The following is a 22139-nucleotide window of genomic DNA, read 5'->3' as shown; positions in this document are numbered from 1 at the left end:
AATGTCTGGTTCAATTTTTACCGGTGATGTGGCCGATCTGGAATTACTGGAACAGCATCCCTTCGTGCAAACTGACTTTGATATCCTCAAATCCTATGAAGCGGTGGTGGATGGATTGGCAATGCTTATCGGCTCCCACTGCGAAATCGTGCTGCATTCACTGGAAGATTTGAAGTGCTCAGCGGTCAGAATCGCCAATGGCGAGCACACGGGGCGTAAAATTGGGTCGCCTATTACCGACCTGGCGCTGCGTATGCTGCATGACATGAATGGCGCAGACAGCAATGTCTCCAAAGCCTACTTCACGCGGGCAAAAAGCGGCGTACTGATGAAATCGGTGACCATTGCCATCCGCAACGGCGATCAACGTGTCATTGGCCTGCTGTGCATCAACATGAACCTGGATGTGCCTTTCTCTCAGATTATGGCGACGTTTATGCCACCGGAGACACAGGACGCGGCATCTTCCGTGAACTTCGCGTCGTCGGTTGACGATTTGGTGATGCAAACGCTGGAGTTCACCATCGAAGAGGTGAGCGGCGACCGCAATGTGTCCAACAACGCCAAAAACCGTCAGATCGTGCTGAACCTGTATGAGAAGGGGATCTTTGATATCAAGGATGCCATTAACCAGGTCGCCGACCGGCTGAATATTTCCAAGCACACGGTTTATCTCTACATCCGCCAGTTCAAGAACGGTGATTTGCAGGGGCACGATCGCTGATGCGTTATTCCCTGCTGGTCACCGGACCGGCTTACGGCACGCAGCAATCCAGCAGCGCCTATCTTTTCGCCCAGGCTTTAATGGCCGCCGGTCATCAGCTGGAGAGCGTGTTCTTCTATCGTGAAGGCGTGCTGAATGCCAGCCAGTTAACCTCACCGGCCAGCGACGAATTTCACCTCAGTCAGGCCTGGCAACGCCTGCATCAGGAGCAGGGCGTGACGTTGAATATCTGCGTGGCCGCGGCGTTACGTCGGGGCATTACCGATCGGCAGGAAGCGACCAATCTGGGGCTGCCTGCGGCCAATCTGGCGGAAGGCTTCCAACTGTCGGGATTGGGTGCGCTGGCGGAAGCGGCGCTGACCTGTGACCGTCTGGTGCAGTTCTGATGAACCGTGTGGCGTTCGTGTTCAGCCAGGCTCCTCATGGCAACAGTGCCGGCCGCGAAGGGCTTGATGCGGTGATGGCGATGTCTGCATTGAGTGAAGAGCTGGCGCTGTTTTTTGTCAGCGATGGCGTGTTCCAGCTTATCTCAGGCCAGCATCCCGAACAGATACTTTCGCGCAATTACATTGCGACCTTTGGCGTGCTGCCGCTGTATGACATCGAGCATTTCTATGTCTGTGCGGAATCGTTGGCTGAACGTGGCCTGAATGCCGAAATGACCGACGTGCTGCCGGTCGAAGTGATGACGCCTGCTGCATTGCGTGAAGCGCTTGGAAAGTACGATCGGATCATCACGTTTTGAGGATTTTATGCTTCACACTCTGACCGCGTCCCCCTTTAAGACCGATTTAGCCGCGATCGTGCGTTTATTTGCGGCAGGCGACGATGTTCTGCTCATTCAGGATGGCGTGCTGGCCGCAATTGAAGGGACGCGTAGCCTTGAAATCCTGCAGAATGCCCCTATATCCCTGTATGTGCTGGAAGAAGACATTGTCGCGCGTGGGCTTTCTGCTCAAATTTCAACCAGTGTGGCGACAGTAAGCTATACTGATTTCGTCGCGCTGACGGTAAAAAACCCACAACAAATGACCTGGTAACTGAAGATATCCTGGTTATTTCTTGACACCTTTTGAGCTCAGCCCTAAAATTCTGCGTCCTCGTTATACCACGAGGCGATTTATCACGTGTTTACGAAGCAAAAGCAAATCCCAGGAGCTATTTAATGGCAACAGTTAATCAGCTGGTTCGCAAACCACGCGCACGTAAAGTTGCAAAGAGCAACGTACCTGCGCTGGAAGCCTGCCCGCAGAAACGTGGTGTATGTACTCGCGTATATACTACTACCCCTAAAAAACCGAACTCCGCACTGCGTAAAGTATGTCGTGTTCGCTTGACCAACGGTTTTGAAGTTACCTCCTACATCGGCGGTGAAGGTCATAACCTGCAGGAACACTCCGTGATCCTGATCCGTGGCGGTCGTGTAAAAGACTTGCCAGGTGTGCGTTACCACACCGTCCGTGGCGCGCTGGACTGCTCAGGTGTTAAAGACCGTAAGCAGTCACGCTCCAAGTACGGCGTGAAGAAGCCAAAGGCTTAATGGTTCTCCGTTAAGTAAGGCCAAACGTTTTATATTAAATGTCATAATAAACTCGTAGAGTTTTGGACAATCCTGAATTAACAACGGAGTATTTCCATGCCACGTCGTCGCGTAATTGGCCAGCGTAAAATCCTGCCAGATCCTAAGTTCGGATCAGAGCTGCTGGCTAAATTTGTAAACATCCTGATGGTAGACGGTAAAAAATCTACAGCTGAATCAATCGTCTATACCGCGCTTGAGACCCTGGCTCAGCGTTCAGGTAAAAACGAACTGGAAGCATTTGAAGTAGCCCTGGACAACGTCCGCCCAACCGTGGAAGTTAAATCCCGTCGCGTTGGTGGTTCTACTTATCAGGTACCAGTTGAAGTCCGTCCGGTTCGTCGTAATGCTCTGGCAATGCGTTGGATCGTTGAAGCTGCTCGTAAACGCGGTGATAAATCGATGGCTCTGCGCCTGGCGAACGAACTTTCTGATGCTGCAGAGAACAAAGGTACTGCAGTTAAGAAACGTGAAGACGTTCACCGTATGGCCGAAGCCAACAAGGCGTTCGCTCACTACCGCTGGTAACAGCTTCGTAGTTGTTATTAACCCAGCGGGCGTCCCAGTGACTCACCCGCTGGGGTTTACTAACTTAGAACGTCCGAGAATCAGAGGAATCAAATGGCTCGTAAAACACCCATTGAGCGCTACCGTAACATCGGAATCAGCGCACACATCGACGCCGGTAAAACGACGACGACCGAACGTGTTCTGTTCTACACCGGTGTAAACCACAAAATCGGTGAAGTACATGACGGCGCGGCCACCATGGACTGGATGGAGCAGGAACAGGAACGTGGTATTACCATCACTTCCGCTGCGACCACCTGTTTCTGGTCTGGTATGGCTAAGCAGTTTGAGCCACACCATGTAAACATCATCGACACCCCGGGACACGTTGACTTCACCATCGAAGTAGAACGTTCCATGCGTGTGCTTGACGGCGCAGTAATGGTTTACTGTGCAGTTGGTGGTGTTCAGCCACAGTCTGAGACCGTATGGCGCCAGGCTAACAAATATAAAGTTCCACGCATCGCGTTCGTTAACAAAATGGACCGCATGGGTGCTAACTTCCTGAAAGTTGTTGATCAGATGCAAGTGCGCCTGGGTGCAAACCCAGTTCCATTGCAGCTGGCAATCGGCGCAGAAGAGAAATTCACCGGTGTTGTTGACCTGGTGAAAATGAAAGCCATCAACTGGAACGATGCCGATCAGGGCGTGACCTTCGTTTACGAAGAGATCCCAGCTGATATGCAGGAACTGGCTGATGAATGGCGCGCCAAGCTGGTCGAAGCCGCTGCTGAAGGTTCTGACGAGCTGATGGAGAAATTCTTTGGCGGCGAAGAGCTGACTGAAGAAGAGATCAAAACATCTCTGCGTAAGCGCGTTCTGAACAGCGAAATCATCCTGGTTACCTGTGGTTCTGCATTTAAGAACAAAGGTGTTCAGGCGATGCTGGATGCGGTTGTTGAATATCTGCCGGCTCCAACTGACGTTACTGCAATCAACGGTATGCTGGACGATGGTAAAGATACCCCAGCTGTTCGTCACTCTGATGATGAAGAACCGTTTGCTGCGCTGGCGTTCAAAATCGCTACCGACCCGTTTGTTGGTAACCTGACCTTCTTCCGCGTTTACTCTGGCATCGTTAACTCCGGTGACACAGTTTATAACCCGGTGAAGTCTGCTCGTGAGCGTCTGGGCCGTATCGTACAGATGCACGCCAACAAGCGTGAAGAGATCAAAGAAGTTCGTGCAGGCGACATCGCCGCGGCTATCGGTCTGAAAGACGTGACTACCGGTGACACTCTGTGTGATCCGAACAACGTGATCATTCTGGAGCGCATGGAATTCCCAGAGCCAGTAATCTCGATCGCTGTTGAACCAAAAACCAAAGCTGACCAGGAAAAAATGGGTCTGGCTCTGGGTCGTCTGGCTAAAGAAGATCCATCATTCCGCGTATGGACTGATGAAGAAACTAACCAGACCATCATCGCCGGTATGGGTGAGTTGCACCTCGACATCATCGTTGACCGTATGAAGCGTGAATTCAACGTTGAAGCGAACGTCGGTAAACCTCAGGTTGCTTATCGTGAAGCGATTCGCGCCAAAGTTACCGATATCGAAGGCAAACACGCCAAGCAGTCTGGTGGTCGTGGTCAGTACGGTCATGTTGTTATCGACATGTACCCACTGGAGCCAGGCTCGAACCCTAAAGGTTACGAGTTCGTCAACGACATCAAAGGCGGTACTATTCCAACGGAATATATCCCTGCGGTTGACAAAGGTATCCAGGAGCAGCTGAAATCAGGTCCTCTGGCTGGTTATCCAGTAGTTGATCTGGGTGTTCGTCTGCACTTTGGTTCTTACCATGACGTTGACTCCTCTGAGCTGGCGTTTAAACTGGCTGCTTCTATCGCGTTCAAAGACGGCTTTAGGAAAGCAACTCCAGTTCTGCTTGAGCCGATCATGAAGGTTGAAGTAGAGACTCCGGAAGAGAACACCGGTGACGTTATCGGTGACCTTAGCCGTCGTCGTGGTATGCTGAAGGGACAAGAATCTAACGCTACTGGCGTTCAGATTCACGCTGAAGTTCCGCTGTCTGAAATGTTCGGATATGCAACTCAGCTGCGTTCTCTGACTAAAGGCCGTGCTTCATACTCTATGGAGTTCCTGAAGTATGATGATGCGCCGAACAATGTCGCTCAGGCCGTTATTGAAGCTCGTAGCAAATAAGCTACAGTTTTAAAATATTGATCATATGCTCTCACCATGGAGTGAGAGCATTAAAGTAAGGAATATCGTCGTGGCTAAAGAGAAATTTGAACGTAACAAACCGCACGTCAACGTTGGTACTATCGGCCACGTTGACCACGGTAAAACTACCCTGACAGCAGCTATCACCACCGTTCTGGCTAAAACCTACGGCGGTTCTGCTCGTGCATTCGACCAGATCGATAACGCACCAGAAGAAAAAGCGCGTGGTATCACCATCAACACTTCTCACGTTGAATATGACACCCCGACTCGCCACTATGCGCACGTTGACTGCCCAGGCCACGCCGACTATGTGAAAAACATGATCACTGGTGCTGCGCAGATGGACGGTGCAATTCTGGTTGTTGCTGCAACTGACGGCCCTATGCCTCAGACCCGTGAGCACATCCTGCTGGGTCGCCAGGTTGGCGTTCCTTTCATCATCGTATTCATGAACAAATGTGACATGGTTGATGATGAAGAGCTGCTGGAACTGGTTGAGATGGAAGTTCGTGAACTTCTTTCTGCCTACGACTTCCCTGGTGATGACCTGCCAATCGTTCGCGGTTCTGCACTGAAAGCACTGCAGGGCGAAGCTGAGTGGGAAGAGAAAATCATCGAGCTGGCTGGTTACCTGGATAGCTACATCCCAGAACCAGAGCGCGCAATTGACAAGCCATTCCTGCTGCCAATTGAAGACGTTTTCTCTATCTCCGGCCGTGGTACTGTTGTTACCGGTCGTGTAGAGCGCGGTATCGTTAAAGTTGGCGAAGAAGTTGAAATCGTCGGCATCAAAGACACCGTTAAATCTACTTGTACTGGTGTTGAGATGTTCCGTAAGCTGCTTGACGAAGGTCGTGCAGGCGAGAACTGTGGTGTTCTTCTGCGTGGTATCAAGCGTGAAGAAATCCAGCGTGGCCAGGTTCTGGCTAAGCCAGGTTCAATCAAGCCACACACCAAATTTGAGTCAGAAGTTTACATTCTGTCCAAAGATGAAGGCGGCCGTCATACTCCGTTCTTCAAAGGCTACCGTCCACAGTTCTACTTCCGTACAACTGACGTGACCGGTACCATCGAACTGCCAGAAGGCGTTGAGATGGTAATGCCTGGTGACAACATCCAGATGGTTGTTACCCTGATCCACCCAATCGCGATGGATGACGGTCTGCGTTTCGCAATCCGTGAAGGCGGCCGTACTGTTGGTGCGGGCGTTGTTGCTAAAGTTATCGCTTAATTGTCGATGATTTGAAACGGCAGGGTTCGCTCTGCCGGTGCAAATAAAAAGAGCACTTCGGTGCTCTTTTTTTATGCCTGTAATTCGACGCCGGCAGGCGGGTAGCGATTGAAATAAAAACGATTCGCATTTACACTATGATCAGAAACTGTACTGGAGTCGCAAAATGTACGTCTGCTTGTGTAATGCCGTTAGTGATAAAACCATCCGCGAAGTTGTCCGTCGTTATCAACCGAAATCGTTACAGCACCTTCGTCAACTGGTCCCGGTTGGCAAACAATGTGGCAAATGTATCCGTGCCGCGCGCGAAATCATGGATGAAGAAATGCAGCACGTTCCGCAGTACAAAGAGATCGCCTGATAATCTCCCTATAATTTGTCATGGTTTTTTGACTTCCCCCAATCCGCGTCTACGATTTGATTAACTGGAAGCGGAGGAAGCAAAATGAAGGGCGATGCCAAAATTATAAGTCATTTAAACAAATTGCTTGGAAATGAGCTGGTTGCTATTAATCAGTATTTCCTGCATGCGCGGATGTTCAAGAATTGGGGACTGATGCGGCTTAACGATATTGAGTACCACGAATCCATCGATGAAATGAAGCATGCCGACAAGTACATTGAACGCATTCTGTTTCTTGAAGGATTACCCAACCTGCAGGATCTGGGCAGACTTCGCATCGGAGAGGATGTTGAAGAGATGCTGAAGTCAGATTTAGCGTTGGAACTTGAAGGGGCGAGAGACTTGCGGGAAGCGATAGCCTACGCCGACAAGGTGCATGACTATGTCAGTCGGGACATGATGATTGTGATCCTGGAGGATGAAGAGCATCACATCGATTTCCTGGAAACCGAACTCGAGCTGATGGGCAAGGTTGGGGTTCAAAATTATCTACAGACACAAATAAAAGTCGAATAGCAGGGTAGGGCAGTTGCAATGTCGTTGTACATATTTTCGCCGCTGAAACAGTCACTTCAGCGGCGTTGTCATTTCTGAGTTCCATCAAGCGCTTTCCCCTTCCAGCTTCCCACTACAGTCCTTTGCGACAAACAGTTTGCTTTGTGTGCTCAGACACGTATAATGCGCGGGCTCGTCAGAAATGACGGCCCGGTTCAATCTGAACCGCAGGTTAGCAATTAGCTCACCTGACAATACTCCCAATAGGGGAGTTATGTGCAGACGATTACACTCTCCCATCAATCGTAATGGGTTTGAGTAGTAATCTTTTCGTTTATAAATAATTGGAGCTCTGGTCTCATGCAGAACCAAAGAATCCGTATCCGTCTTAAAGCGTTTGATCATCGTTTGATCGATCAATCAACTGCGGAAATCGTAGAGACTGCCAAGCGCACTGGTGCGCAGGTTCGTGGTCCTATTCCGCTGCCGACCCGCAAAGAGCGTTTTACTGTTCTGATCTCCCCGCACGTCAACAAAGACGCGCGCGATCAGTATGAAATTCGCACTCACAAGCGTCTGGTTGACATCGTTGAGCCAACTGAAAAAACGGTTGATGCTCTGATGCGTCTGGATCTGGCTGCAGGTGTAGACGTGCAGATCAGCCTGGGTTAATCAGGTCATTGAGCGATTGAGAGGTTGAACACAATGATTGGTTTAGTCGGTAAGAAAGTGGGCATGACTCGTATCTTCACTGAAGATGGCGTTTCTATCCCAGTAACCGTGATTGAAATTGAAGCAAACCGCGTGACTCAGGTTAAGAGCCTGGAAAACGACGGCTACACTGCTATCCAGGTAACTGCGGGCGCTAAAAAAGCAAACCGTGTTACTAAGCCTGAAGCAGGTCATTTTGCTAAAGCTGGCGTTGAAGCTGGCCGTGGCCTCTGGGAATTCCGCACCGTTGAAGGTGATGAGTTCGCTGTTGGTCAGAGCATTAACGTTGATATCTTCAGCGACGTTAAAAAAGTTGACGTGACTGGAACATCTAAAGGTAAAGGTTTTGCCGGTACTGTAAAGCGCTGGAACTTCCGTACTCAGGATGCTACTCACGGTAACTCCTTGTCCCACCGCGTACCGGGTTCTATCGGTCAGAACCAGACTCCGGGCAAAGTGTTTAAAGGCAAGAAAATGGCAGGCCAGATGGGTAACGAACGTGTCACTGTTCAGAGCCTGGACGTGGTACGCGTTGACGCTGAGCGCAACCTGCTGCTGGTTAAAGGTGCAGTACCCGGTGCTACCGGTTGCGACCTGATCGTTAAACCAGCTGTTAAGGCGTAAGGGGATAGCAATGGAATTAGTATTGAAAGACGCGCAAAGCGCGCTGACTGTTTCCGAAACTACCTTCGGTCGTGATTTCAACGAAGCGCTAGTACACCAGGTTGTTGTTGCTTATGCAGCAGGTGCCCGTCAAGGTACTCGTGCTCAGAAGACCCGCGCTGAAGTAACTGGTTCCGGTAAGAAACCGTGGCGTCAGAAAGGTACCGGCCGTGCTCGTGCTGGTACTGTGAAGAGCCCGATCTGGCGTTCAGGTGGTGTAACTTTCGCAGCGAAGCCACAGGATCACAGTCAAAAAGTTAACAAAAAGATGTACCGCGGCGCGCTGAAAAGCATTTTGTCCGAACTGGTACGTCAAGATCGTCTGATCGTTGTCGAGCAGTTCTCTCTGGAAGCGCCTAAAACTAAGCTGCTTGTTGAGAAACTGAAAGACATGGCTCTGGAAGACGTGCTGATCATCACTGGCGAACTGGAAGAGAACCTGTTCCTGGCCGCGCGCAACCTGTACAAGGTTGACGTACGTGATGCAGCTGGTATCGACCCAGTTAGCCTGATCGCCTTCGACAAAGTCGTTATGACTGCTGACGCAGTTAAGCAAGTTGAGGAGATGCTGGCATGATCCGTGAAGAACGTCTGCTGAAAGTCGTGCGCGCGCCGCACGTATCTGAAAAAGCATCTGCCGCGATGGAAAAAACAAACACCATCGTTCTCAAAGTTGCTAAAGACGCGACCAAGGCAGAAATCAAAGCCGCTGTACAGAAGCTTTTCGAAGTGGAAGTAAAAGACGTTAACACCCTGGTAGTTAAAGGGAAAGTTAAACGTTCTGGTCAGCGTATTGGTCGTCGTAACGACTGGAAAAAAGCTTACGTCACCCTGAAAGAAGGCCAGAATCTGGACTTCGTCGGCGGCGCTGAGTAAGTCGGAGGAGAAGAACAATGGCAGTTGTTAAATGTAAACCGACATCTCCGGGTCGTCGCCATGTAGTTAAAGTGGTAAACACGGAGCTGCACAAGGGCAAACCATTCGCCCCGCTGGTAGAGAAAAACAGCAAATCCGGCGGCCGTAACAACAATGGTCGCATCACTACCCGTCATATCGGTGGTGGTCACAAGCAGGCTTACCGTATTGTTGACTTCAAACGCAACAAAGATGGTATCCCAGCAACCGTTGAACGTCTTGAGTACGATCCGAACCGCTCTGCGAACATCGCACTGGTTCTGTACAAAGACGGCGAGCGCCGTTACATCCTGGCCCCTAAAGGCCTGAAAGCTGGCGACCAGATTCAGTCTGGCGTTGATGCTGCGATTAAAGCAGGTAACACCCTGCCGATGCGTAACATCCCAGTGGGTTCTACCGTGCATAACGTAGAAATGAAACCAGGCAAAGGCGGACAGATTGCTCGCTCAGCTGGTACTTACGTGCAGATCGTTGCGCGTGAAGGTTCCTACGTAACCCTGCGTCTGCGTTCAGGTGAAATGCGTAAAGTCGAAATCGACTGCCGCGCTACCCTGGGTGAAGTCGGTAATGCTGAGCATATGCTTCGCGTTCTGGGTAAAGCCGGTGCTGCTCGTTGGCGTGGTGTTCGTCCTACCGTTCGCGGTACTGCGATGAACCCAGTCGACCACCCACACGGTGGTGGTGAAGGTCGTAACTTTGGTAAGCACCCGGTAACTCCGTGGGGCGTTCAGACCAAAGGTAAGAAGACCCGCAGCAACAAGCGTACTGATAAATTTATCGTACGTCGCCGTAGCAAATAATTTTAGAGGATAAGCCATGCCACGTTCTCTCAAGAAAGGTCCTTTTATTGACCTGCACTTGCTGAAGAAGGTAGAGAAAGCGGTGGAAAGCGGAGACAAGAAGCCTTTGCGCACCTGGTCCCGTCGTTCAACGATCTTCCCTAACATGATCGGTTTGACCATCGCTGTCCATAATGGTCGTCAGCACGTTCCTGTCTTTGTTTCCGACGAAATGGTCGGTCACAAACTGGGTGAATTTGCACCGACCCGTACTTATCGCGGCCACACGGCTGATAAGAAAGCCAAGAAACGCTAAGCAGGAGGAAGAGATGGAAACTATCGCTAAACATCGCCACGCTCGTTCTTCTGCACAGAAGGTTCGCCTTGTTGCGGATCTTGTACGCGGTAAGAATGTGTCGCAGGCTCTGGACATTTTGACCTACACCAACAAGAAAGCGGCTGTACTGGTTAAGAAGGTCTTAGAATCTGCCATTGCTAACGCCGAACACAACGATGGCGCTGACATTGATGATCTGAAAGTCACGAAGATCTTCGTAGACGAAGGCCCTAGCATGAAGCGCATTATGCCTCGTGCAAAAGGTCGTGCAGATCGCATCCTGAAGCGCACCAGCCACATTACTGTGGTTGTGTCCGATCGCTGAGACTCTGGAGACTAGCAATGGGTCAGAAAGTACATCCTAATGGTATTCGCCTGGGTATAGTTAAAGCTTGGAACTCTACCTGGTTCGCCAATACCAAAGAATTCGCTGACAACCTGGACAGCGACTTTAAAGTGCGTCAGTTCTTGACTAAAGAACTGGCCAAAGCGTCTGTATCTCGTATCGTTATCGAGCGTCCAGCTAAGAGCATCCGTGTGACTATTCACACTGCTCGCCCTGGCATCGTGATCGGTAAGAAAGGCGAAGACGTAGAAAAACTGCGCAAGGTCGTAGCGGATATCGCTGGCGTTCCTGCACAGATCAATATCGCTGAAGTCCGTAAGCCGGAACTGGACGCTAAATTGGTTGCTGACAGCATCACTTCACAGCTGGAGCGTCGTGTGATGTTCCGTCGTGCTATGAAGCGTGCTGTACAGAACGCAATGCGTCTGGGCGCTAAAGGGATCAAAGTTGAAGTTAGTGGCCGTCTGGGCGGTGCTGAAATCGCGCGTACCGAATGGTACCGTGAAGGCCGCGTGCCGTTGCACACCCTGCGTGCTGACATTGACTACAACACCTCTGAAGCGCACACCACTTATGGTGTAATCGGCGTTAAGGTATGGATCTTCAAAGGTGAGATCCTGGGTGGTATGGCTGCTGTTGAACAACCGGAACCGGCTGCTCAACCTAAAAAGCAGCAGCGTAAAAGCCGTAAGTAAGGAGAGTCGCTGATGTTACAACCAAAGCGTACAAAATTCCGTAAAGTGCATAAAGGCCGCAACCGTGGTCTGGCGCAGGGCACGGATGTTAGCTTCGGTACTTTCGGTTTGAAAGCTGTTGGCCGTGGTCGTCTGACCGCCCGTCAGATCGAAGCCGCACGTCGTGCAATGACACGTGCAGTTAAGCGTAAAGGTAAAATTTGGATCCGTGTATTCCCGGACAAACCAATTACCGAGAAGCCGCTGGAAGTGCGTATGGGTAAAGGTAAAGGTAACGTGGAATATTGGGTTGCCTTGATCCAACCGGGCAAAGTCCTGTATGAAATGGACGGCGTTCCGGAAGAGCTTGCCCGTGAAGCATTCAAGCTGGCAGCAGCAAAACTGCCTATCAAAACCACCTTTGTAACTAAGACGGTGATGTAATGAAAGCAACAGAGCTGCGTGAAAAAAGCGTTGAAGAGCTGAACACTGAGCTTCTTAACCTACTGCGTGAGCAGTTTAACCTGCGCATGCAGGCAGCATCCGGCCAGCTGCAACAGTCTCATCTGTTGAAGCAAGTGCGTCGTGATGTTGCACGCGTAAAGACTTTACTGACTGAGAAGGCGGGTGCGTAATGACCGATAAAATCCGTACTCTGCAAGGTCGTGTGACTAGTGACAAAATGGAGAAATCCATGACCGTTGCTATCGAACGTTTTGTGAAACACCCTATCTACGGTAAATTCATCAAGCGTACGACTAAACTGCACGTACATGACGAGAACAATGAATGCGGTATCGGCGACGTGGTTATCATCCGCGAATGCCGCCCGCTGTCCAAGACTAAGTCCTGGACGCTGGTTCGCGTTGTAGAGAAAGCGATTCTGTAATAGAATCTGCCCTCGTTAAAAATAAGATAAACGGCTCGTTTTGAGCCGTTTATTTTTTCTACCCATATGCGAAAAGCAGTGTTATAATGCTGCGCCCTCAATTATGGGCTATCAATCGACCTGAATCAGGTCCCGAAGTAGTAGTTGACATTAGCGGAGCACTAAAATGATCCAAGAACAGACTATGCTGAACGTCGCCGACAACTCCGGTGCACGTCGCGTAATGTGTATCAAGGTTCTGGGTGGCTCGCACCGTCGCTACGCAGGCGTAGGCGATATCATCAAAATTACCATCAAGGAAGCAATTCCTCGCGGTAAGGTTAAGAAAGGTGATGTGCTGAAAGCGGTAGTGGTGCGCACCAGGAAGGGTGTTCGTCGCCCGGACGGTTCTGTCATTCGCTTCGATGGTAATGCATGCGTTATTTTAAATAATAACAGCGAGCAGCCTATCGGAACGCGTATTTTTGGGCCGGTAACTCGTGAACTTCGTACTGAAAAGTTCATGAAAATTATCTCTCTGGCACCAGAAGTACTCTAAGGAGCGAAAAATGGCAGCTAAAATCCGTCGCGATGACGAAGTTGTCGTGCTGACCGGCAAAGATAAAGGTAAGCGCGGTAAAGTTAAGAATGTCCTGTCTTCTGGCAAGGTAATTGTTGAAGGTATCAACCTGGTTAAGAAACATCAGAAGCCGGTTCCGGCCCTGAACCAACCAGGTGGCATCGTTGAAAAGGAAGCTGCTCTGCAGGTTTCTAACGTTGCACTTTACAACACTGCCACCGGCAAGGCGGACCGTGTAGGCTTTAGATTCGAAGACGGCAAAAAAGTCCGTTTCTTCAAGTCTAACAGCGTAACTATCAAGTAATTTGGAGTAGTACGATGGCGAAACTGCATGATTACTACAAAGACGAAGTAGTTAAACAACTCATGACTGAGTTTAGCTACAATTCTGTCATGCAAGTCCCTCGGGTCGAGAAGATCACCCTGAATATGGGTGTGGGTGAAGCGATCGCTGACAAGAAACTGCTGGATAACGCAGCAGCTGACTTGGCAGCAATCTCCGGTCAAAAGCCGTTTATCACCAAAGCACGCAAATCAGTTGCAGGCTTCAAAATCCGTCAGGGCTATCCGATCGGCTGTAAAGTAACTCTGCGTGGCGAACGCATGTGGGAGTTCTTTGAGCGTCTGATTTCTATTGCTGTTCCACGTATCCGTGACTTCCGTGGCTTGTCCGCTAAGTCATTCGATGGCCGTGGAAACTACAGCATGGGCGTTCGTGAGCAGATCATCTTCCCAGAGATCGACTATGACAAAGTCGACCGCGTTCGTGGTTTGGATATCACCATTACCACTACTGCGAAATCTGATGATGAAGGCCGCGCACTTTTGGCTGCTTTTAACTTCCCATTCCGCAAGTAAGGCAGGGTTACTGATGGCTAAGCAATCGATGAAAGCACGCGAAGTCGTTCGCGTGAAACTGGCTGACAAGTACCGCGCTAAACGCGAGGAACTGAAAGCTATCATTTCAGGTGTGAACTCATCCGACGAAGATCGTTGGAATGCTGTTCTCAAGCTGCAAACTCTGCCGCGTGATTCCAGCCCGTCTCGTCAGCGTAAACGCTGCCGCCAAACTGGCCGTCCACATGGTTATGTGGGCAAGTTCGGGTTGAGCCGTATCAAGCTTCGTGAAGCCGCTATGCGCGGTGAAGTACCTGGCTTGAAAAAGGCTAGCTGGTAATTACCAATTGAATCACGGGAGTAAAGACAGATGAGCATGCAAGATCCGATCGCGGATATGCTGACCCGTATCCGTAACGGTCAATCTGCGAATAAAGTAGCGGTTACCATGCCTTCCTCCAAGCTGAAATTGGCTATTGCCAAGCTGCTGAAGGAAGAAGGATATATTGAAGAATTTAAAATCGAAGGCGACACCAAGCCAGAACTGGAACTTACTCTTAAGTATTTCCAGGGCAAGGCAGTGGTAGAGAGCATTCAGCGTGTTAGTCGTCCAGGTCTGCGCATCTACAAACGCAAAGACGAGCTGCCAAAAGTTATGGCAGGACTGGGTATCGCTGTTATTTCTACCTCTAAAGGTGTTATGACCGATCGTGCAGCGCGCCAGGCTGGTCTTGGTGGCGAAATTATCTGCTACGTAGCTTAAGGAGGAATTTATGTCTCGTGTTGCTAAAGCACCTGTCGTGATTCCTGCAGGCGTAGAGGTAAAACTCGACGGTCAGGTAATTTCGATTAAAGGTAAAAACGGCGAGCTGACTCGTACTTTGAACTCTGCTGTAGAAGTTAAGCATGTTGACAACACCCTGACTTTCGCCCCGCGCGAAGGCTTCACGGATGGTTGGGCACAGGCTGGTACTTCTCGTGCATTGTTGAACGGTATGGTTATCGGTGTTACCGAAGGCTTCTCTAAGAAGTTACAGCTGGTTGGTGTAGGTTATCGTGCAGCCGTTAAAGGCAACTCTGTGAGCTTGGCCCTGGGCTTCTCTCACCCTGTTGACCACGCGCTGCCAGCCGGAATTACTGCTGAATGTCCAACTCAGACTGAGATCGTGCTGAAAGGCGCTGATAAACAGCTGATTGGCCAGGTAGCAGCAGATCTCCGCGCCTACCGTCGTCCTGAGCCTTATAAAGGCAAGGGTGTTCGTTACGCCGACGAAGTCGTGCGTACCAAAGAGGCTAAGAAGAAGTAAGGTAACACTATGGATAAGAAATCTGCTCGTATCCGTCGTGCGACCCGCGCACGCCGTAAGCTCAAAGAGCTTGGTGCAACTCGCCTGGTGGTACATCGTACCCCGCGTCATATTTACGCACAGGTAATTGCTCCAAACGGCTCTGAAATCCTGGTTGCTGCTTCTACTGTAGAAAAAGCAATCGGTGAGCAATTGAAGTACACAGGAAACAAAGACGCCGCAGCAGCTGTTGGTAAAGCAGTAGCTGAGCGCGCAATCGAAAAAGGCATCAAAAATGTTTCTTTCGACCGCTCTGGTTTCCAATATCATGGTCGTGTCCAGGCACTGGCAGATGCTGCCCGTGAAGCTGGCCTACAGTTCTAAGGTAGAGGTGTAAGATGGCACACATCGAAAAACAAGCTGGCGAACTGCAGGAAAAGCTGATCGCGGTAAATCGCGTATCTAAAACCGTTAAAGGCGGTCGTATCTTCTCCTTCACTGCATTGACAGTGGTTGGCGACGGTAACGGTCGTATCGGTTTTGGTTACGGAAAAGCGCGTGAAGTTCCAGCAGCGATCCAGAAAGCTATGGAAAAAGCTCGTCGCAACATGATCAATGTTGCGTTGAACAACGGTACTCTGCAGCACCCAGTTAAAGGTGTGCACACAGGTTCTCGTGTGTTCATGATGCCGGCTTCTGAAGGTACCGGTATTATTGCCGGTGGTGCAATGCGCGCCGTCCTGGAAGTCGCTGGGGTTCATAACGTTTTGGCTAAAGCCTACGGTTCCACTAACCCGATTAACGTGGTTCGTGCAACGTTGGATGGCCTGGGCAACATGAATTCCCCAGAAATGGTCGCTGCTAAGCGTGGCAAATCCGTTGAAGACATTCTGGGGTAATGACCATGGCTAAGACTATTAAGATTACTCAAACCCGCAGTTCGATCGGTCGTTTGCCAAAACACAAGGCAACGCTGCTTGGCCTGGGTCTGCGTCGTATTAACCACACCGTAGAGCGTGAAGACACGCCAGCTGTACGCGGTATGGTCAACGCGATTTCGTACATGGTTAAAGTGGAGGAGTAACAGATGCGTTTAAATACTCTGTCTCCGGCCGAAGGGTCTAAACACGCTGCGAAGCGTGTTGGTCGTGGTATTGGTTCTGGCCTCGGCAAGACCGCTGGTCGTGGTCACAAAGGTCAGAACTCACGTTCTGGCGGTGGCGTACGTCGCGGTTTCGAAGGCGGCCAGATGCCTCTGTACCGTCGTCTGCCGAAATTCGGTTTCACCTCACGTAAAGCAATGGTTACGGCAGAAGTTCGTCTGTCTGACCTGCTGAAAGTGGAAGGCGGAATCGTCGACCTGAACACGCTGAAAGCAGCCAACATTATCGGAATTCAGATTGAATTCGCTAAAGTTATTCTGTCTGGCGAAGTCTCTGCACCGGTAACGGTTCGCGGTCTGCGTGTCACTAAAGGCGCTCGTGCTGCAATCGAAGCTGCTGGCGGTAAAATTGAGGAATAAGTAGCAGATGGCTAAGCAACCAGGATTAGATTTTCAAAGTGCCAAGGGTGGTTTTGGCGAACTAAAACGCAGACTTCTGTTTGTTATTGGTGCGCTGATTGTTTTCCGAATTGGTTCTTTTATTCCGATCCCTGGTATCGATGCCACTGTACTTGCCAAACTGCTTGAGCAACAGCGTGGCACCATCATTGAAATGTTTAACATGTTCTCTGGTGGTGCCCTCAGCCGTGCTTCTATCTTTGCCCTGGGTATTATGCCGTACATTTCGGCCTCTATTATTATCCAGCTGCTGACGGTGGTTCATCCAGCGTTAGCTGAAATAAAGAAAGAAGGGGAGGCTGGCCGTCGTAAGATTAGCCAGTACACCCGTTACGGTACGTTGGTATTAGGGATATTTCAGTCTGTCGGTATTGCTACCGGTTTACCGAATATGCCTGGAATGCAGGGCCTGGTGTTAAACCCAGGCTTTGCTTTCTACTTTACCGCTGTTGTTAGCCTGGTTACCGGAACAATGTTCCTGATGTGGCTGGGTGAACAGATTACTGAGCGAGGTATCGGCAACGGTATCTCAATCATAATCTTCGCTGGTATTGTTGCGGGATTGCCGCCGGCCGTTGGCCATACTATCGAGCAAGCAAGGCAAGGCGACCTGCACTTCCTCCTGTTGCTGTTGGTTGCAGTTCTCGTATTTGCAGTGACCTTCTTCGTTGTTTACGTTGAGCGTGGTCAACGCCGCATTGTGGTGAACTATGCGAAACGTCAGCAAGGCCGTCGTGTCTATGCTGCACAGAGCACACATTTACCGTTGAAAGTGAATATGGCCGGGGTTATCCCAGCAATCTTTGCTTCCAGCATTATTCTGTTCCCAGCGACCATCGCTTCTTGGTTCGGGGGCGGTACCGGTTGGAACTGGCTGACGACTATTTCGATGAATTTGCAGCCCGGACAACCGCTTTATGTGCTACTCTATGCGACTGCAATCATCTTCTTCTGTTTCTTCTACACAGCGCTGGTGTTCAACCCGCGTGAAACAGCAGATAACCTGAAGAAGTCCGGTGCATTTGTACCAGGAATTCGTCCGGGAGAACAGACGGCGAAGTACATCGATAAAGTAATGACTCGCCTGACTTTGGTCGGCGCGCTCTACATTACTTTCATCTGCCTGATCCCGGAGTTCATGCGTGATGCGATGAAAGTCCCATTCTACTTCGGCGGTACATCACTGCTGATCGTAGTGGTTGTCATCATGGACTTTATGGCTCAAGTGCAAACTCTGATGATGTCCAGTCAGTATGAGTCTGCATTGAAGAAAGCAAACCTGAAAGGCTACGGCCGTTAATCAGGCGCTTACTGAAGTTACGGAGAGTAAAAATGAAAGTTCGTGCTTCCGTCAAGAAATTATGTCGTAACTGCAAAATCGTTCGCCGCGAAGGTGTCGTTCGTGTTATTTGCAGCGCCGAGCCTAAGCATAAACAGCGTCAAGGCTAATATTTTTCTTGCAAAGTCGGGTTGAGCTGGCTAGATTAGCCAGCCAATCTTTTGTATGTCTATGCGTTTCCATTTGAGTATCCTGAAAACGGGCTTTTCGGCATGGGACGCATAAGTAATTAAATAGGAGTGCATAGTGGCCCGTATAGCAGGCATTAACATTCCTGATCATAAACATACCGTGATTGCATTAACTGCAATCTTCGGCATCGGTAAGACCCGTTCACAGTCTATCTGTGCAACTACGGGAATCGCTGAAAATGTTAAGATCAGTGAGCTGTCTGAAGAACAAATCGATATTCTGCGTGATGCAGTAGCTAAGTTTGTTGTTGAAGGCGATCTGCGTCGTGAAGTCACCCTGAGCATCAAGCGTCTTATGGACCTTGGCTGCTATCGTGGTTTACGTCATCGTCGTGGTCTTCCAGTTCGCGGTCAGCGTACTAAGACCAACGCACGTACCCGCAAGGGTCCGCGTAAACCGATCAAGAAATAATCGGGGTGATTGAATAATGGCAAAGGCACCAGTTCGTGCACGCAAGCGTGTAAGAAAGCAAGTCTCTGATGGCGTGGCTCATGTCCATGCGTCTTTTAACAACACCATCGTAACTATTACCGATCGTCAGGGTAATGCGCTGGGTTGGGCAACAGCCGGTGGTTCCGGTTTCCGTGGTTCTCGTAAGTCTACGCCATTCGCTGCGCAGGTTGCTGCAGAGCGTTGCGCAGAGGCCGTGAAAGATTACGGTATTAAGAACTTGGAAGTTATGGTTAAGGGTCCAGGTCCAGGCCGCGAATCAACGATTCGTGCTCTGAACGCTGCTGGTTTCCGCATCACGAATATTACTGATGTGACTCCGATCCCTCACAACGGTTGTCGTCCGCCGAAAAAACGTCGCGTATAACGCCCGTTTTTTAGGAATGTTGGAGAAAGAAAATGGCAAGATATTTGGGTCCTAAGCTCAAGCTGAGCCGTCGCGAAGGTACCGACCTCTTTTTGAAGTCAGGCGTTCGCGCGATTGATACCAAGTGTAAGATTGAACAAGCTCCTGGTCAGCACGGTGCGCGCAAACCGCGTCTGTCTGATTATGGTGTGCAGTTACGTGAAAAGCAGAAAGTTCGTCGTACCTACGGCGTGCTGGAGCGTCAGTTCCGTAACTATTATAAAGAAGCAGCTCGTCTGAAAGGCAACACAGGTGAAAACCTGTTAGCACTGCTTGAAGGTCGTCTGGATAACGTTGTTTACCGTATGGGCTTTGGCGCTACTCGTGCAGAATCACGTCAGTTAGTTAGCCACAAATCTATCATGGTAAACGGTCGCGTTGTCAGCATCGCTTCTTATCAGGTAACTCCGAATGACGTTGTTAGCATCCGTGAGAAAGCCAAAAAGCAGTCTCGCGTGAAAGCCGCTCTGGAGCTGGCTGAACAGCGTGAAAAGCCAACCTGGCTGGAAGTTGATGCGACTAAGATGGAAGGTGTGTTCAAACGTATTCCTGAACGTACCGATCTGTCTGCGGACATTAACGAACACCTGATCGTCGAGCTTTACTCCAAGTAAAGCTTAGTACCAAAGAGAGGACACAATGCAGGGTTCTGTGACAGAGTTTCTAAAACCGCGCCTGGTAGATATCGAGCAAGTGAGTTCGACGCACGCCAAGGTGACCCTTGAGCCTTTAGAGCGTGGCTTTGGCCATACTCTTGGTAACGCACTGCGCCGTATTCTGCTTTCATCCATGCCGGGTTGCGCGGTGACCGAGGTTGAAATTGATGGTGTACTACATGAGTACAGCACCAAAGAGGGCGTACAGGAAGATATCCTGGAAATCCTGCTCAACCTGAAAGGGCTGGCGGTAAGAGTTCAGGGGAAAGATGAAGTTATTCTCACCTTGAATAAATCTGGCATTGGCCCTGTAACTGCAGCCGATATCACCCATGATGGTGATGTCGAAGTCGTCAAGCCGCAGCACGTGATTTGCCACCTGACCGATGAGAATGCTGCGATTAGCATGCGTATCAAAATTCAGCGTGGTCGTGGTTATGTGCCGGCTTCTGCCCGAATTCATTCGGAAGAAGATGAGCGCCCGATCGGTCGTCTGTTGGTAGACGCCTGTTACAGCCCTGTAGAGCGTATAGCCTACAATGTTGAAGCAGCGCGTGTTGAACAGCGTACTGACCTGGACAAGCTGGTCATCGAAATGGAAACCAACGGCACTATAGATCCTGAAGAAGCGATCCGCCGTGCGGCAACCATCCTGGCAGAACAACTTGAAGCATTCGTTGACTTACGTGATGTACGTCAGCCGGAAGTTAAAGAAGAGAAGCCAGAATTCGACCCAATCTTGCTGCGCCCTGTTGACGATCTGGAATTGACTGTCCGCTCTGCTAACTGCCTTAAGGCAGAAGCTATCCACTACATCGGTGATCTGGTACAGCGTACTGAGGTTGAGCTGCTTAAAACGCCTAACCTTGGTAAAAAATCTCTTACCGAGATTAAAGATGTGCTGGCTTCGCGTGGACTGTCTCTGGGCATGCGCCTGGAAAACTGGCCACCCGCTAGCATTGCTGATGAATAAACCGATCACAGGTTAAGGTTTCACTGAGAAGGATAAGGTCATGCGCCATCGTAAGAGTGGTCGTCAACTGAACCGCAACAGCAGCCATCGTCAGGCTATGTTCCGCAACATGGCTGGCTCTTTGGTTCGTCACGAGATTATCAAGACGACCCTGCCAAAAGCGAAAGAGCTGCGTCGCGTAGTTGAGCCGCTGATTACTCTTGCCAAGACCGATAGCGTAGCTAATCGTCGTCTGGCATTCGCCCGTACTCGTGATAACGAGATCGTGGCAAAACTGTTTAATGAGCTCGGCCCGCGTTTTGCGAGTCGTGCAGGTGGTTACACTCGCATTCTGAAGTGTGGCTTCCGCGCTGGTGACAACGCTCCGATGGCTTACATCGAGCTCGTTGATCGTCCAGAAGCTCAAGCAGAAGCTGTAGCAGAGTAATCTGTTGCACTACGGAAAAACCGGGCTTGCCCGGTTTTTTTATGTCTAAAATTCCCCTCAGCCCTTTCAAGCGTTATCCTTATCCCTTCCTTCTCCATTCAGCGAGTCCAATATGTGGCTTATTGATCGACTGGTAGAGCAACATATCTCTGAAGCACAAAAGAACGGTGGGCTGGACGATCTGCCTGGCAGCGGTAAAAAGCTTGAGCTGGATGATGACAGTCATGTTCCAGTTGAATTACGCGCGGCCTATCGTCTGATGAAAAATTCTGGCTATCTGCCACCTGAGCTGGAAATGCGTCGTGAAGCGGTCGAACTTGACCAACTCCTTGCAGGGCTCGAGCCCGATGACCATCGCTATGATCAGCATGCGAAGCGTCTGGTCTTACTTGAACTAAAACTCAGACAAGCGGGTATGAGCACTACGTTCCTGCGCGGTGACTACCGTAATCACGTTCATAAGCGGTTCAAAGGAGAAGAGTGATGTTTAAAATTGGGCAACTGGCTAAGCTGGCCGATGTCACGCCAGATACCATCCGCTACTACGAAAAGCAGCAGATGATGGATCATGAAATCCGAACTGAAGGCGGATTCCGTCTTTATAGCGATAAGGATTTGCAGCGTTTGAAGTTTATTCGTTATGGCAGACAGTTGGGTTTTAGTCTTGAAGCGATCCGGGAACTACTGTCGATCCGCGTTGATCCGGAGCATCATACCTGCCAGGAATCTAAAACCATCGTCCAGTCACGCTTGCAGGAAGTCGAAGGAATGATTGCCGAATTGCAGAATATGCAGCGTTCACTACGGCGATTAAATGATGCCTGCTGCGGGACTTCACACAGCAGCGTTTACTGTTCAATCCTCGAGGCGCTGGAGAAGGGGGAAATTGCAGCAGCAGATTGATTTTTTATTCAACGGGTTCTATATTCATGCCGTCATTCATTAAA

At 50.1% G+C, this 22139-nt stretch carries 40 protein-coding genes; all 40 read left to right on the top strand.

Features of this window, described 5'->3' with window-relative positions:
- Position 1 precedes the first annotated feature (1 nt).
- The 40 genes from E2F51_RS05060 (at position 2) to zntR (ending at position 22095) form a co-directional block, all read left to right on the top strand.
- The gene (locus E2F51_RS05060; protein ID WP_013204145.1) at positions 2–724 is read left to right on the top strand and encodes a transcriptional regulator; all 723 of its coding nucleotides are present in this window, start codon (positions 2–4) and stop codon (positions 722–724) included.
- A complete protein-coding gene (gene tusD / locus E2F51_RS05055; protein WP_134822886.1) occupies positions 724–1110 on the top strand; it encodes a sulfurtransferase complex subunit TusD in 387 nt (128 codons plus the stop codon). Before E2F51_RS05060 ends, tusD begins: the two co-directional genes overlap by 1 nt.
- On the top strand, positions 1110–1469 hold the full coding sequence (gene tusC, locus E2F51_RS05050; protein WP_013204143.1) for a sulfurtransferase complex subunit TusC: 360 nt from the start codon (positions 1110–1112) through the stop codon (positions 1467–1469). Before tusD ends, tusC begins: the two co-directional genes overlap by 1 nt.
- Before the next feature lie 7 nt (positions 1470–1476).
- A complete protein-coding gene (tusB, locus tag E2F51_RS05045; RefSeq protein WP_134824814.1) occupies positions 1477–1764 on the top strand; it encodes a sulfurtransferase complex subunit TusB in 288 nt (95 codons plus the stop codon).
- Positions 1765–1889: 125 nt separating this feature from the next.
- A complete protein-coding gene (gene rpsL, locus E2F51_RS05040) occupies positions 1890–2264 on the top strand; it encodes a 30S ribosomal protein S12 (RefSeq protein WP_013204141.1) in 375 nt (124 codons plus the stop codon).
- Between the two features lie 96 nt (positions 2265–2360).
- Entirely contained in the window at positions 2361–2831 is a 471-nt protein-coding gene (gene rpsG, locus E2F51_RS05035; RefSeq protein ID WP_008457106.1) for a 30S ribosomal protein S7, read from the top strand.
- Between the two features lie 93 nt (positions 2832–2924).
- Positions 2925–5039: an elongation factor G gene (fusA, locus tag E2F51_RS05030; RefSeq protein WP_013204140.1), complete on the top strand. Its 2115-nt coding sequence runs from the start codon at positions 2925–2927 to the stop codon at positions 5037–5039.
- 70 nt (positions 5040–5109) lie between these two features.
- Positions 5110–6294, top strand: coding sequence for an elongation factor Tu (gene tuf, locus E2F51_RS05025; protein ID WP_013204139.1), 1185 nt, complete (start codon positions 5110–5112; stop codon positions 6292–6294).
- A 166-nt stretch (positions 6295–6460) separates the two neighbouring features.
- Positions 6461–6655 (top strand): bacterioferritin-associated ferredoxin, encoded by a 195-nt coding sequence (gene bfd / locus E2F51_RS05020; RefSeq protein WP_013204138.1) that lies wholly within the window; start codon positions 6461–6463, stop codon positions 6653–6655.
- An 84-nt stretch (positions 6656–6739) separates the two neighbouring features.
- Entirely contained in the window at positions 6740–7213 is a 474-nt protein-coding gene (gene bfr / locus E2F51_RS05015; RefSeq protein ID WP_013204137.1) for a bacterioferritin, read from the top strand.
- A 339-nt stretch (positions 7214–7552) separates the two neighbouring features.
- Positions 7553–7864 (top strand): 30S ribosomal protein S10, encoded by a 312-nt coding sequence (rpsJ, locus tag E2F51_RS05010; RefSeq protein WP_001181005.1) that lies wholly within the window; start codon positions 7553–7555, stop codon positions 7862–7864.
- A 33-nt stretch (positions 7865–7897) separates the two neighbouring features.
- A complete protein-coding gene (gene rplC, locus E2F51_RS05005; RefSeq protein WP_013204136.1) occupies positions 7898–8527 on the top strand; it encodes a 50S ribosomal protein L3 in 630 nt (209 codons plus the stop codon).
- A 10-nt stretch (positions 8528–8537) separates the two neighbouring features.
- The gene (rplD, locus tag E2F51_RS05000; RefSeq protein ID WP_013204135.1) at positions 8538–9143 is read left to right on the top strand and encodes a 50S ribosomal protein L4; all 606 of its coding nucleotides are present in this window, start codon (positions 8538–8540) and stop codon (positions 9141–9143) included.
- Positions 9140–9442 (top strand): 50S ribosomal protein L23, encoded by a 303-nt coding sequence (gene rplW / locus E2F51_RS04995; RefSeq protein ID WP_013204134.1) that lies wholly within the window; start codon positions 9140–9142, stop codon positions 9440–9442. Before rplD ends, rplW begins: the two co-directional genes overlap by 4 nt.
- A gap of 17 nt (positions 9443–9459) precedes the next feature.
- Positions 9460–10281 (top strand): 50S ribosomal protein L2, encoded by an 822-nt coding sequence (rplB, locus tag E2F51_RS04990; protein ID WP_013204133.1) that lies wholly within the window; start codon positions 9460–9462, stop codon positions 10279–10281.
- Between the two features lie 16 nt (positions 10282–10297).
- Positions 10298–10576, top strand: a complete 279-nt coding sequence (rpsS, locus tag E2F51_RS04985; RefSeq protein ID WP_013204132.1) for a 30S ribosomal protein S19 — start codon at positions 10298–10300, stop codon at positions 10574–10576.
- Between the two features lie 13 nt (positions 10577–10589).
- Positions 10590–10922 carry a 50S ribosomal protein L22 gene (rplV, locus tag E2F51_RS04980; protein ID WP_013204131.1) on the top strand — a complete coding sequence of 111 codons (333 nt, stop codon included), beginning with the start codon at positions 10590–10592 and terminating at the stop codon, positions 10920–10922.
- Positions 10923–10939: 17 nt separating this feature from the next.
- Positions 10940–11638 carry a 30S ribosomal protein S3 gene (gene rpsC / locus E2F51_RS04975; RefSeq protein ID WP_013204130.1) on the top strand — a complete coding sequence of 233 codons (699 nt, stop codon included), beginning with the start codon at positions 10940–10942 and terminating at the stop codon, positions 11636–11638.
- 12 nt (positions 11639–11650) lie between these two features.
- Positions 11651–12061, top strand: coding sequence for a 50S ribosomal protein L16 (rplP, locus tag E2F51_RS04970; RefSeq protein WP_134822885.1), 411 nt, complete (start codon positions 11651–11653; stop codon positions 12059–12061).
- Positions 12061–12252, top strand: a complete 192-nt coding sequence (gene rpmC / locus E2F51_RS04965; protein WP_013204129.1) for a 50S ribosomal protein L29 — start codon at positions 12061–12063, stop codon at positions 12250–12252. The genes rplP and rpmC overlap by 1 nt, the downstream gene beginning before the upstream one ends.
- On the top strand, positions 12252–12506 hold the full coding sequence (gene rpsQ, locus E2F51_RS04960; protein ID WP_013204128.1) for a 30S ribosomal protein S17: 255 nt from the start codon (positions 12252–12254) through the stop codon (positions 12504–12506). The genes rpmC and rpsQ overlap by 1 nt, the downstream gene beginning before the upstream one ends.
- Before the next feature lie 166 nt (positions 12507–12672).
- The gene (gene rplN / locus E2F51_RS04955; protein WP_004160583.1) at positions 12673–13044 is read left to right on the top strand and encodes a 50S ribosomal protein L14; all 372 of its coding nucleotides are present in this window, start codon (positions 12673–12675) and stop codon (positions 13042–13044) included.
- A gap of 10 nt (positions 13045–13054) precedes the next feature.
- Positions 13055–13369 carry a 50S ribosomal protein L24 gene (rplX, locus tag E2F51_RS04950; RefSeq protein ID WP_013204127.1) on the top strand — a complete coding sequence of 105 codons (315 nt, stop codon included), beginning with the start codon at positions 13055–13057 and terminating at the stop codon, positions 13367–13369.
- A gap of 14 nt (positions 13370–13383) precedes the next feature.
- Positions 13384–13923, top strand: a complete 540-nt coding sequence (gene rplE, locus E2F51_RS04945; RefSeq protein ID WP_013204126.1) for a 50S ribosomal protein L5 — start codon at positions 13384–13386, stop codon at positions 13921–13923.
- Between the two features lie 13 nt (positions 13924–13936).
- A complete protein-coding gene (rpsN, locus tag E2F51_RS04940; protein ID WP_013204125.1) occupies positions 13937–14242 on the top strand; it encodes a 30S ribosomal protein S14 in 306 nt (101 codons plus the stop codon).
- A 30-nt stretch (positions 14243–14272) separates the two neighbouring features.
- Positions 14273–14665 carry a 30S ribosomal protein S8 gene (gene rpsH / locus E2F51_RS04935; protein WP_013204124.1) on the top strand — a complete coding sequence of 131 codons (393 nt, stop codon included), beginning with the start codon at positions 14273–14275 and terminating at the stop codon, positions 14663–14665.
- Positions 14666–14675: 10 nt separating this feature from the next.
- Positions 14676–15209 carry a 50S ribosomal protein L6 gene (rplF, locus tag E2F51_RS04930; protein ID WP_013204123.1) on the top strand — a complete coding sequence of 178 codons (534 nt, stop codon included), beginning with the start codon at positions 14676–14678 and terminating at the stop codon, positions 15207–15209.
- A gap of 9 nt (positions 15210–15218) precedes the next feature.
- On the top strand, positions 15219–15572 hold the full coding sequence (rplR, locus tag E2F51_RS04925) for a 50S ribosomal protein L18 (protein WP_013204122.1): 354 nt from the start codon (positions 15219–15221) through the stop codon (positions 15570–15572).
- Positions 15573–15586: 14 nt separating this feature from the next.
- Positions 15587–16087, top strand: a complete 501-nt coding sequence (gene rpsE / locus E2F51_RS04920) for a 30S ribosomal protein S5 (protein ID WP_013204121.1) — start codon at positions 15587–15589, stop codon at positions 16085–16087.
- 5 nt (positions 16088–16092) lie between these two features.
- On the top strand, positions 16093–16272 hold the full coding sequence (gene rpmD, locus E2F51_RS04915; protein WP_004160569.1) for a 50S ribosomal protein L30: 180 nt from the start codon (positions 16093–16095) through the stop codon (positions 16270–16272).
- A 3-nt stretch (positions 16273–16275) separates the two neighbouring features.
- Complete coding sequence (gene rplO, locus E2F51_RS04910) at positions 16276–16710, top strand: 50S ribosomal protein L15 (protein WP_013204120.1); 435 nt, start codon at positions 16276–16278, stop codon at positions 16708–16710.
- Between the two features lie 7 nt (positions 16711–16717).
- On the top strand, positions 16718–18049 hold the full coding sequence (secY, locus tag E2F51_RS04905; RefSeq protein WP_013204119.1) for a preprotein translocase subunit SecY: 1332 nt from the start codon (positions 16718–16720) through the stop codon (positions 18047–18049).
- A 32-nt stretch (positions 18050–18081) separates the two neighbouring features.
- Positions 18082–18198 (top strand): 50S ribosomal protein L36, encoded by a 117-nt coding sequence (gene rpmJ / locus E2F51_RS04900; protein WP_013204118.1) that lies wholly within the window; start codon positions 18082–18084, stop codon positions 18196–18198.
- Positions 18199–18334: 136 nt separating this feature from the next.
- Positions 18335–18691, top strand: a complete 357-nt coding sequence (gene rpsM / locus E2F51_RS04895; protein WP_013204117.1) for a 30S ribosomal protein S13 — start codon at positions 18335–18337, stop codon at positions 18689–18691.
- Positions 18692–18707: 16 nt separating this feature from the next.
- On the top strand, positions 18708–19097 hold the full coding sequence (gene rpsK / locus E2F51_RS04890; protein WP_004160563.1) for a 30S ribosomal protein S11: 390 nt from the start codon (positions 18708–18710) through the stop codon (positions 19095–19097).
- 32 nt (positions 19098–19129) lie between these two features.
- Positions 19130–19750 (top strand): 30S ribosomal protein S4, encoded by a 621-nt coding sequence (gene rpsD, locus E2F51_RS04885; protein WP_012442832.1) that lies wholly within the window; start codon positions 19130–19132, stop codon positions 19748–19750.
- Positions 19751–19775: 25 nt separating this feature from the next.
- Entirely contained in the window at positions 19776–20765 is a 990-nt protein-coding gene (gene rpoA, locus E2F51_RS04880; protein WP_013204116.1) for a DNA-directed RNA polymerase subunit alpha, read from the top strand.
- Positions 20766–20805: 40 nt separating this feature from the next.
- A complete protein-coding gene (rplQ, locus tag E2F51_RS04875) occupies positions 20806–21192 on the top strand; it encodes a 50S ribosomal protein L17 (protein ID WP_004160560.1) in 387 nt (128 codons plus the stop codon).
- Between the two features lie 112 nt (positions 21193–21304).
- On the top strand, positions 21305–21676 hold the full coding sequence (locus E2F51_RS04870; protein WP_013204115.1) for a DUF1992 domain-containing protein: 372 nt from the start codon (positions 21305–21307) through the stop codon (positions 21674–21676).
- Positions 21676–22095, top strand: a complete 420-nt coding sequence (gene zntR, locus E2F51_RS04865; RefSeq protein WP_013204114.1) for a Zn(2+)-responsive transcriptional regulator — start codon at positions 21676–21678, stop codon at positions 22093–22095. Before E2F51_RS04870 ends, zntR begins: the two co-directional genes overlap by 1 nt.
- The last annotated feature ends 44 nt before the right edge of the window (positions 22096–22139 follow it).

The organism is Erwinia sp. QL-Z3 (genome assembly GCF_004551645.1).
Taxonomy (GTDB): Bacteria; Pseudomonadota; Gammaproteobacteria; order Enterobacterales; family Enterobacteriaceae; genus Erwinia; species Erwinia billingiae.
The sequence above is the reverse complement of the archived record's forward strand: the minus strand, read 5'-3'. Positions and strand labels throughout refer to the sequence as shown.

Bases quoted from the DNA above. Each gene is read 5' to 3' on its own strand.
- E2F51_RS05060 (WP_013204145.1), top strand. From the start codon at position 2: ATGTCTGGTTCAATTTTTACCGGTGATGTGGCCGATCTGGAATTACTG.
- tusD (WP_134822886.1), top strand. From the start codon at position 724: ATGCGTTATTCCCTGCTGGTCACCGGACCGGCTTACGGCACGCAGCAA.
- tusC (WP_013204143.1), top strand. From the start codon at position 1,110: ATGAACCGTGTGGCGTTCGTGTTCAGCCAGGCTCCTCATGGCAACAGT.
- tusB (WP_134824814.1), top strand. From the start codon at position 1,477: ATGCTTCACACTCTGACCGCGTCCCCCTTTAAGACCGATTTAGCCGCG.
- rpsL (WP_013204141.1), top strand. From the start codon at position 1,890: ATGGCAACAGTTAATCAGCTGGTTCGCAAACCACGCGCACGTAAAGTT.
- rpsG (WP_008457106.1), top strand. From the start codon at position 2,361: ATGCCACGTCGTCGCGTAATTGGCCAGCGTAAAATCCTGCCAGATCCT.
- fusA (WP_013204140.1), top strand. From the start codon at position 2,925: ATGGCTCGTAAAACACCCATTGAGCGCTACCGTAACATCGGAATCAGC.
- bfd (WP_013204138.1), top strand. From the start codon at position 6,461: ATGTACGTCTGCTTGTGTAATGCCGTTAGTGATAAAACCATCCGCGAA.
- bfr (WP_013204137.1), top strand. From the start codon at position 6,740: ATGAAGGGCGATGCCAAAATTATAAGTCATTTAAACAAATTGCTTGGA.
- rpsJ (WP_001181005.1), top strand. From the start codon at position 7,553: ATGCAGAACCAAAGAATCCGTATCCGTCTTAAAGCGTTTGATCATCGT.
- rplC (WP_013204136.1), top strand. From the start codon at position 7,898: ATGATTGGTTTAGTCGGTAAGAAAGTGGGCATGACTCGTATCTTCACT.
- rplD (WP_013204135.1), top strand. From the start codon at position 8,538: ATGGAATTAGTATTGAAAGACGCGCAAAGCGCGCTGACTGTTTCCGAA.
- rplW (WP_013204134.1), top strand. From the start codon at position 9,140: ATGATCCGTGAAGAACGTCTGCTGAAAGTCGTGCGCGCGCCGCACGTA.
- rplB (WP_013204133.1), top strand. From the start codon at position 9,460: ATGGCAGTTGTTAAATGTAAACCGACATCTCCGGGTCGTCGCCATGTA.
- rpsS (WP_013204132.1), top strand. From the start codon at position 10,298: ATGCCACGTTCTCTCAAGAAAGGTCCTTTTATTGACCTGCACTTGCTG.
- rplV (WP_013204131.1), top strand. From the start codon at position 10,590: ATGGAAACTATCGCTAAACATCGCCACGCTCGTTCTTCTGCACAGAAG.
- rpsC (WP_013204130.1), top strand. From the start codon at position 10,940: ATGGGTCAGAAAGTACATCCTAATGGTATTCGCCTGGGTATAGTTAAA.
- rplP (WP_134822885.1), top strand. From the start codon at position 11,651: ATGTTACAACCAAAGCGTACAAAATTCCGTAAAGTGCATAAAGGCCGC.
- rpmC (WP_013204129.1), top strand. From the start codon at position 12,061: ATGAAAGCAACAGAGCTGCGTGAAAAAAGCGTTGAAGAGCTGAACACT.
- rpsQ (WP_013204128.1), top strand. From the start codon at position 12,252: ATGACCGATAAAATCCGTACTCTGCAAGGTCGTGTGACTAGTGACAAA.
- rplN (WP_004160583.1), top strand. From the start codon at position 12,673: ATGATCCAAGAACAGACTATGCTGAACGTCGCCGACAACTCCGGTGCA.
- rplX (WP_013204127.1), top strand. From the start codon at position 13,055: ATGGCAGCTAAAATCCGTCGCGATGACGAAGTTGTCGTGCTGACCGGC.
- rplE (WP_013204126.1), top strand. From the start codon at position 13,384: ATGGCGAAACTGCATGATTACTACAAAGACGAAGTAGTTAAACAACTC.
- rpsN (WP_013204125.1), top strand. From the start codon at position 13,937: ATGGCTAAGCAATCGATGAAAGCACGCGAAGTCGTTCGCGTGAAACTG.
- rpsH (WP_013204124.1), top strand. From the start codon at position 14,273: ATGAGCATGCAAGATCCGATCGCGGATATGCTGACCCGTATCCGTAAC.
- rplF (WP_013204123.1), top strand. From the start codon at position 14,676: ATGTCTCGTGTTGCTAAAGCACCTGTCGTGATTCCTGCAGGCGTAGAG.
- rplR (WP_013204122.1), top strand. From the start codon at position 15,219: ATGGATAAGAAATCTGCTCGTATCCGTCGTGCGACCCGCGCACGCCGT.
- rpsE (WP_013204121.1), top strand. From the start codon at position 15,587: ATGGCACACATCGAAAAACAAGCTGGCGAACTGCAGGAAAAGCTGATC.
- rpmD (WP_004160569.1), top strand. From the start codon at position 16,093: ATGGCTAAGACTATTAAGATTACTCAAACCCGCAGTTCGATCGGTCGT.
- rplO (WP_013204120.1), top strand. From the start codon at position 16,276: ATGCGTTTAAATACTCTGTCTCCGGCCGAAGGGTCTAAACACGCTGCG.
- secY (WP_013204119.1), top strand. From the start codon at position 16,718: ATGGCTAAGCAACCAGGATTAGATTTTCAAAGTGCCAAGGGTGGTTTT.
- rpmJ (WP_013204118.1), top strand. From the start codon at position 18,082: ATGAAAGTTCGTGCTTCCGTCAAGAAATTATGTCGTAACTGCAAAATC.
- rpsK (WP_004160563.1), top strand. From the start codon at position 18,708: ATGGCAAAGGCACCAGTTCGTGCACGCAAGCGTGTAAGAAAGCAAGTC.
- rpsD (WP_012442832.1), top strand. From the start codon at position 19,130: ATGGCAAGATATTTGGGTCCTAAGCTCAAGCTGAGCCGTCGCGAAGGT.
- rpoA (WP_013204116.1), top strand. From the start codon at position 19,776: ATGCAGGGTTCTGTGACAGAGTTTCTAAAACCGCGCCTGGTAGATATC.
- rplQ (WP_004160560.1), top strand. From the start codon at position 20,806: ATGCGCCATCGTAAGAGTGGTCGTCAACTGAACCGCAACAGCAGCCAT.
- E2F51_RS04870 (WP_013204115.1), top strand. From the start codon at position 21,305: ATGTGGCTTATTGATCGACTGGTAGAGCAACATATCTCTGAAGCACAA.
- zntR (WP_013204114.1), top strand. From the start codon at position 21,676: ATGTTTAAAATTGGGCAACTGGCTAAGCTGGCCGATGTCACGCCAGAT.